General features: G+C 51.6%; 5 protein-coding genes. All 5 read left to right on the forward strand.

Going from position 1 to position 5,524, the window contains the following annotated elements:
* Positions 1-53 precede the first annotated feature (53 nt).
* Positions 54-1,331 (forward strand): nucleotide sugar dehydrogenase, encoded by a 1,278-nt coding sequence (locus ABQ298_02325; GenBank protein MEQ9823200.1) that lies wholly within the window; start codon positions 54-56, stop codon positions 1,329-1,331.
* 93 nt (positions 1,332-1,424) lie between these two features.
* Entirely contained in the window at positions 1,425-3,296 is a 1,872-nt protein-coding gene (glmS, locus tag ABQ298_02330; GenBank protein MEQ9823201.1) for a glutamine--fructose-6-phosphate transaminase (isomerizing), read from the forward strand.
* A 9-nt stretch (positions 3,297-3,305) separates the two neighbouring features.
* The gene (locus tag ABQ298_02335) at positions 3,306-3,911 is read left to right on the forward strand and encodes a flavoprotein (GenBank protein MEQ9823202.1); all 606 of its coding nucleotides are present in this window, start codon (positions 3,306-3,308) and stop codon (positions 3,909-3,911) included.
* A 255-nt stretch (positions 3,912-4,166) separates the two neighbouring features.
* On the forward strand, positions 4,167-5,207 hold the full coding sequence (gap, locus tag ABQ298_02340; GenBank protein ID MEQ9823203.1) for a type I glyceraldehyde-3-phosphate dehydrogenase: 1,041 nt from the start codon (positions 4,167-4,169) through the stop codon (positions 5,205-5,207).
* Positions 5,208-5,335: 128 nt separating this feature from the next.
* Positions 5,336-5,524: phosphoglycerate kinase (gene pgk, locus ABQ298_02345; GenBank protein ID MEQ9823204.1), on the forward strand; the 189-nt coding region annotated here is incomplete at its 3' end.

Raw genomic sequence — 5,524 nt, forward strand, 5'->3', positions numbered from 1 at the left:
GTGCATAGTGCGGGAAATCTGGCCGCACTTCGGGGCTGTGTCGACATGCGAGAATGAAAAAGATAGCAATCATTGGAATGGGATATGTGGGGCTTCCCCTTGGCATCCGATTTGCGGAATCCGGTGTGAATGTAATCGGGATTGATGTGGATGCCAGCAAGGCCGAGCAGTTGAATCGTGGAGAGAGTTACATCCGCCACATTGATGCTGGCCACATCCGTCCTTTGGTGGAGTCCGGGCAGTTTTGTGCAACTGACGATTTTTCTGCCATTGCGGAGGTTGAGGCGGTTATCATCTGCGTTCCAACTCCTCTTGACCGTCATCAGCAACCGGACTTGAGTTTTGTATTGCAGACTGGGGCATCGATCGCTCCGTTTCTTTCATCGGGGGTCACACCCAAACTGGTGGTGCTCGAATCGACGACTTATCCGGGAACGACCGAAGAGGAATTGAAGCCCATTTTGGAATCCGGATCAGGCCTGCTTGCAGGTGAGGGATTTCATTTGGCCTATTCGCCTGAGCGGGAAGACCCTGGTCGTAAGGATCATTCGGTGAAGACCATTCCAAAGGTCATGGGAGGATACACGCCGGAGTGCCTCCGACGCTGTGTGGAACTGTACAGTATTGCTGTTGAGCAGCCCTTTCCAGTGAGTTCGTGTCGCGTAGCTGAAGCCACCAAACTGACCGAGAACATCTTTCGTTCAGTTAACATCGCCTTGGTGAATGAACTGAAGGTTGTTTATGATTCGATGGGAATTGATGTGTGGGAAGTCATCGATGCGGCGAAGACCAAACCGTTTGGGTTCATGCCATTTTACCCCGGTCCCGGACTGGGAGGACACTGTATTCCCATTGATCCCTTTTATCTGACATGGAAGGCCCGCGAGTTTGACTTGCGAACCCGTTTCATCGAGCTGGCCGGAGAGATCAATACCAGTATGCCTGATTATGTGATCTCAAAAGTAGCAGATATGCTCAATTCAACTGGCAAACCGCTCAAGGGATCCCGCATTCTACTGCTTGGTCTTGCTTACAAACCCAATGTGGATGATGACCGCGAGAGTCCCAGCTATGTTCTGATTGATCGACTCGAGGCAAAGGGTGCCACTGTCGATTACCATGATCCGCAGGTTCCTGTTATCAAACCGACTCGTGAACATGGGCACCTGGCGGGTCGCAGGAGTGTTGAGATTTCGGACAGTTTTGATCTGATTCTGCTCTCGACGCACCATCAGGAATACATTGATTTTGATTTTTCCGAATATGTAACACCCATCGTGGATACTCGTAGTTGCCTGCGTTTTCCGCCCAAAACCTATTGCAAAGCGTAAATCTGTTTTTTTATTCCGGAAAACCGTGATGAAGGCAGCATTTACCCCTCCCTGCTCTGATGGGAGAAAACCTTACAAACGAAAGAAACATACATGTGTGGAATAGTAGGATACATTGGAAATCCGAAAAAAACCCGTTCCGTCCTGGTAGAGGGACTCAAACGCCTTGAATACCGCGGTTACGATTCTGCGGGTGTCGCAATGCTGGAGAATGGCACCCAGGCACTGCACGTCATTCGGCGAGTGGGGCGTGTGGACAATCTGGATCAGGCTTGCCGCAAGCAGCTCCCTGAACACTTTGGAGCGATTTCCGGCATCGCTCATACTCGCTGGGCCACCCATGGTGGAGTTACCGAAAAAAATGCTCATCCGCATCAAAGTTCCGATGGCAAGATCATTCTGGCACACAACGGTGTGATCGAGAATTACGAATCCATTCGCAACTTTCTGGAGACGCAGGGGTACACATTTTCTTCGGAAACCGACACGGAAGTGTTGTGCAACCTGATTGCCTACCATTACGCGAAAGAACCCGAATCCAACAATGGACTCGGGAAATTTGCGCGCGCTGTTCGCAAAACCTTCAATCACGTGGAAGGTACTTACGGAGTTGCTGTGCTCTGTACTGATTTTCCAGAGATGATGGTTGGAGCGCGCAAGGGCTCTCCCCTTATTTTGGGAGTTGGAAAGGACGAATGCCTGCTTGCCAGCGATGTTTCTGCCGTGATCGCGAATACCAATAACGTGGTCTACCTCAACGATGGGGAGCTCGTGGAAATCACCCGTGATTCGTATCACATTGCCAACTGGGACTACAGCTCGATCGAGCCGGTTGTGCATACGGTGGACTGGGCGATTGAAGATGCGGAAAAAGGCGGGTATGAACACTACATGCTCAAGGAGATCTTTGAGCAGTCCAAGTCCCTTGAGAACGCCATGCGAGGCCGGTTTTCCGAGGATGCAAGCACGGCCAAGTTTGGAGGACTCAATATCGACGTCTCCCAGCTGCGCCAAATGGACCGTATTCTGATTCTGGGGTGCGGTACTGCCTGGCACGCTGCCATGGTGATCGAGTATCTGATTGAAAAATACGCGCGGATTCCGGTGGAGGTGGAGTATGCTTCGGAGTTTCGCTATCGCAATGCACCGCTCGACAAAAATACACTGGTTGCTGTGATCAGCCAGTCGGGAGAAACCATTGATACACTGGAGGCACTCAGAGAGGCGAAACGCAAGGGCTACCACACGATGGCGATCACCAATGGGGTGGGTTCCACCATCGCAAGGGAGTGCCACGGGGGCATTTACCAGCATGCGGGTCCGGAAATCGGGGTTGCATCAACCAAGGCATTCACCTCACAGGTATTGATTGGGGGTATGTTTGCGCTCTACCTCGCGCGTTTGAGGGATATGAGTTATGGTGAAGGACGTGAGCTTGTTGCCGAATTCCGCAAGATTCCGGATCTGGTTCATCAGGTATTGCAACAAGTGGATTTGATCCGTGAGATCGCCAAAAAATACTCAAAATATCCTGATTTCCTCTTTCTCGGACGGCAGTCGCTTTTCCCGATTGCGCTGGAAGGTGCACTCAAGCTCAAGGAAATTTCCTACATTCATGCGGAGGGGTACCCGGCTGCCGAGATGAAGCACGGTCCGATTGCGTTGGTGTGTGAAGAGTGTCCCTCCGTCTTTTTTGTGGAAAGTGACGAGATTCAGAACAAGGTGGTGGCCAACATGCAGGAGATCAAGGCACGAAAGGGCAAGATCATCTGCATCCAGTCGGAAGACTGTGCGATCCCTTCCGGGCTGGCGGATGATATCATCACGCTGCCCAAGGTTCACAGCATGTTGATGCCGGTGATCGCTACGATTCCGGTACAGTTGTTGAGCTATTACATTGCGGTGGAGCGAGGCTGTGATGTGGATAAGCCGCGCAATCTTGCCAAGAGTGTGACTGTTGAATAGGGTGAATTCATGCATGAGCTGCAAAGTCCGATGGAATCCGGCAACGAAGCCCAGTCGGGATTACTTTCCGGCAAGGTAATCCTCCTGGGGGTTACAGGTTCGATAGCGGCCTACCGCGCGGCCGACATCACGGGCCAATTGGTCAAGTGGGGGGCGGATGTCCATGTCATCATGACCGAAGCAGCGACTCGCTTCATTGCTCCATTGACCTTTCAAACCCTGTCACGCAATCCGGTTTCGGTCAGCATGTGGGAGGAGATTCGCGAGTGGGAGCCGGGACACATCAGCCTTGCCGACCGTGCACATCTGCTGCTGGTGGCACCTGCTACGGCCAATACGATCGCACACTTTGCACAGGGACTGGCGCCGGATTTGTTGAGCAACATTTATCTGGCAACGCGCGCTCCGGTAATGATTGCCCCGGCAATGAATGGAAAAATGCTCGACCATGAGGCAACACAGCAGAACCTGCAGCTTCTTCGCGCAAGGGGGAATACGATTCTGGACACTCAGTATGGCATGCTTGCCTGCGGCTATGAGGGAAAAGGAAAGCTGGCATCCGTGCAGCAAGTTTGCGAGGCGGCAAGGCAGGTGTTGTTGGAATCCCGCGCTTGAAGTCCTGTATCAAGCGTGACTGTGGTTCAGAAAACTGGTCACTGAACTGAAGTTCTGTTCGGTGAAATTGCGGCATCAGGCTGACCGTGTCGGGATAAAATCTGGATTAACCTTGCGTCATTGCGTTCTCCTGCCAAAGAATCAGTTTTTAAGACTTGATTTGCTGGATCGATGCATCTAATAAATCGTTCGATTACTTATCGTTAAGTAGTCAATTATAATTACTTCTAATCAGAAATCATAAGGGAATCGCACATGGCGACTAAAATCGGAATCAACGGATTCGGCCGCATTGGCCGTCTTGTTTTTAGAGCAATCGCAGACCAGGGTCTGCTGGGAAGCGACGTCGAAGTTGTTGCTATTAACGACCTTGTCCCGGCTGACAACCTGGCTTACCTGCTCAAGTACGACTCCGTTCAGGGTCGTTTCAACGGCACGGTTGAAAGCGCGAAGCAAAGCGCGGACTCGGCAGCCGATGACATGCTCATCGTCAATGGCCAGAAGATCAAGTGCCTGTCAATGCGGGTACAGCCGAAGGATATTCCCTGGGGAGACCTGGGCGTGGATATCGTGATCGAGTCAACCGGGCTTTGGGTGGACGACAAGAATGCACAGGGTCACATCGATGCTGGTGCCAAGAAGGTCATCATCTCCGCTCCAGCAAAGGGTAACGTAAAGACGGTGGTGATGGGCGTGAATGATAACACGCTCACTGCTCAGGATACGCTGATCTCAAATGCATCCTGCACGACGAACTGTCTGGCTCCGATCACCAAGGTGATTCTGGATAATTTTGGCATTGTTGAAGGACTGATGACCACGGTTCACAGTTATACCGCAACGCAAAAGACGGTTGACGGCCCTTCGATGAAGGACTGGAAGGGTGGACGCAGTGCTGCGATCAACATTATTCCGGCATCGACAGGTGCAGCAAAGGCTGTGGGTCTGGTGCTTCCGCAAGTCCAGGGCAAGTTGACCGGTATGTCGTTCCGTGTGCCGACTCCGACGGTTTCGGTTGTGGATTTGACGGTGAAGACCGAAAAGAAGACTTCCTATGCGGAAATCTGCCAGAAGATGAAAGAAGCGGCCGAAGGTCCCCTCAAGGGCATTTTGGAATACACTGAAGATGAAGTGGTCTCTTCGGACTTCATCCACTGTTCTGCCTCCTCGATCTTTGATGCAGGTTCGGGCATTGGGCTGAGCGACACGTTCTTCAAGCTTGTTTCCTGGTATGACAATGAGTGGGGTTACAGTAACCGCTGCGTTGATCTTCTGAAGAAGATTGCTGCGCTCTGAGCTGAACATCTCGCTGCAGAGCATTTTTAAAAACCATCAAAAAGGCGAGTTGCTCACGACTCGCCTTTTTGTCTATCTGAATTCCCGTGGCAATTCGCCACACCGGACAACATTTCTCCAAATTCAATATGAGTAAGGTAAAGACCATTCGCGACGTAGCACTCAAAGGAAAGCTCGTGTTTGTGCGCGTTGATTTTAACGTACCCGTTGAGGGTGGTGTCATCACAGATGATACCCGCATTCAGGCTGCAGTTCCCACGATCCAGTACCTTGTGAAGTCGGGAGCCAGAGTTGTGCTTTCGAGCCACCTCGGACGT

The organism is Puniceicoccaceae bacterium, from assembly GCA_040224245.1.
Classification (GTDB): domain Bacteria; phylum Verrucomicrobiota; class Verrucomicrobiia; order Opitutales; family JAFGAQ01; genus JAKSBQ01.

What these genes read in the sequence shown, in the direction of transcription:
- ABQ298_02335 (MEQ9823202.1), top strand. Translation starts at nt 3,306, where the DNA reads ATGCATGAGCTGCAAAGTCCGATGGAATCCGGCAACGAAGCCCAGTCG.
- glmS (MEQ9823201.1), top strand. Translation starts at nt 1,425, where the DNA reads ATGTGTGGAATAGTAGGATACATTGGAAATCCGAAAAAAACCCGTTCC.
- gap (MEQ9823203.1), top strand. Translation starts at nt 4,167, where the DNA reads ATGGCGACTAAAATCGGAATCAACGGATTCGGCCGCATTGGCCGTCTT.
- ABQ298_02325 (MEQ9823200.1), top strand. Translation starts at nt 54, where the DNA reads ATGAAAAAGATAGCAATCATTGGAATGGGATATGTGGGGCTTCCCCTT.